This is a genomic window from Ruminococcus sp. MCC718, assembly GCF_018783905.1.
GTDB classification, from domain to species: domain Bacteria; phylum Bacillota; class Clostridia; order Lachnospirales; family Lachnospiraceae; genus Hominisplanchenecus; species Hominisplanchenecus faecis.
Genome location: NZ_WQNP01000133.1, coordinates 1 through 323, shown reverse-complemented (window position 1 = coordinate 323; position 323 = coordinate 1). Strand labels below are relative to the sequence as shown.

Sequence of the window (323 nt, the reverse complement as noted above, 5' to 3'; positions counted from 1 at the left end):
AAACTGGTGCGTGCTGGTAGAGCCATGAACGCCGGAGTCTATTTCGTGACACAATCCTCTGGGGACGTATCGAAAGAAAGCCTAAAAAATAACATCGGTTTAAAGTTTGCGTTCCGCTCCACAGATACCAATGAAATCAAACAGACCTTAGAGTTTTTCGGACTGGACAGTGAGGACGAAAACAACCAGAAACGGTTGAGGGATTTGGAGAACGGACAATGCTTAATGCAGGATTTATATGGACGTGTCGGTGTGGTACAGATACACCCTGTCTTTGTAGAACTGCTCCATGCCTTTGATACCAGACCGCCGATAAAAAGTGA

At 45.5% G+C, this 323-nt stretch carries 1 protein-coding gene; it reads left to right on the top strand.

Annotated features, from left to right (window positions below):
• A partial coding sequence (locus tag GPK60_RS11465; RefSeq protein WP_215660186.1) for an ATP-binding protein occupies positions 1–323 on the top strand: 323 nt, incomplete at both ends.